This window comes from Sphingobium limneticum (genome assembly GCF_008710155.1).
GTDB classification, from domain to species: domain Bacteria; phylum Pseudomonadota; class Alphaproteobacteria; order Sphingomonadales; family Sphingomonadaceae; genus Sphingobium; species Sphingobium limneticum.
Genome location: NZ_VYPZ01000092.1, coordinates 1 through 1,109 on the forward strand (window position 1 = coordinate 1; position 1,109 = coordinate 1,109).

General features: G+C 54.0%; 2 tRNA genes and 2 rRNA genes. All 4 read left to right on the forward strand.

The annotated features are described in order from the left end of the window. Positions 1-106, forward strand: a 16S ribosomal RNA gene (locus F4U94_RS24080); the annotation flags it as partial. Positions 107-289: 183 nt separating this feature from the next. Next, positions 290-366, forward strand: a tRNA-Ile gene (locus tag F4U94_RS24085). Positions 367-385: 19 nt separating this feature from the next. Next, positions 386-461, forward strand: a tRNA-Ala gene (locus F4U94_RS24090). 354 nt (positions 462-815) lie between these two features. Further along, positions 816-1,109, forward strand: a 23S ribosomal RNA gene (locus tag F4U94_RS24100); the annotation flags it as partial.

Here is a 1,109-nt window from a genome sequence, read left to right on the forward strand (position 1 = left end):
CGTTGAGCTAACCGCAAGGAGGCAGGCGACCACAGTGGGTTTAGCGACTGGGGTGAAGTCGTAACAAGGTAGCCGTAGGGGAACCTGCGGCTGGATCACCTCCTTTCTAAGGATCGTGACGAAAGCGTCAGCTCTAGAAGCTGAAAGAGCTTCGTCATTTCCAAAGAACATTGCCGCCGTCCTCATGTCCCTTCATCACTAGAGATTAACGCAGTCGCAAGATTGTGTTGATAGCTGAGCAGGCACCGAGCGCCTCGCGCTGCTGTAACAAGCAGCCTGCGTAGCACTGGGGCCGGTAGCTCAGGTGGTTAGAGCGCACGCCTGATAAGCGTGAGGTCGGAGGTTCAACTCCTCCCCGGCCCACCAGTCAGTGCCAGCCTCCTTTGGGGCCTTAGCTCAGCTGGGAGAGCGGTTGCTTTGCAAGCATCAGGTCATCGGTTCGATCCCGATAGGCTCCACCAGTTTTGCGGTTCAAGACAATGTCCGGGGGACATTGTCCCGCAAAACTCCCGAGCGCAAGCGAGGGGCGCCCTATGGCTGGGCACCACAGTTTCTCTAGAGATGAAGAGTAGCGGTTTACCGGATACGTCCGGTGATATGGCGCACGTTGTGCGCCTCTTTGACATTGTGAATGGGTTTTTTAATCGATGCCGTGGCGACATGGGATTGGCTTTCGTGCGTTTGCCGCAAGGCAGACGGATGAAGGTCAGTTCGATGATCGTACACACAAGATTATCTGGCTGAGTTTAATAACCACACCGATACAAGCCGTATCATGCACTATCTCCAGTGCTGATGTTGGTGGTGTGGACTCTCAAGCGTGAGGTAAGGGCATCTGGTGAATGCCTTGGCATGTACAGGCGATGAAGGACGTGGCACGCTGCGATAAGCGTGGGGGAGCTGTGAGCAAGCTTTGATCCCGCGATTTCCGAATGGGATAACCCACCTTCACCATTTAAGACTGCACCTGAGTGATCAGGCGCCGTGTTAAATGGGAGAGGTATCACTAAGCTGAATAAAATAGGCTTTGGTGAAGCGAACCCGGAGAACTGAAACATCTCAGTACCCGGAGGAAAAGACATCAACCGAGATTCCGTTAGTAGTGGCGA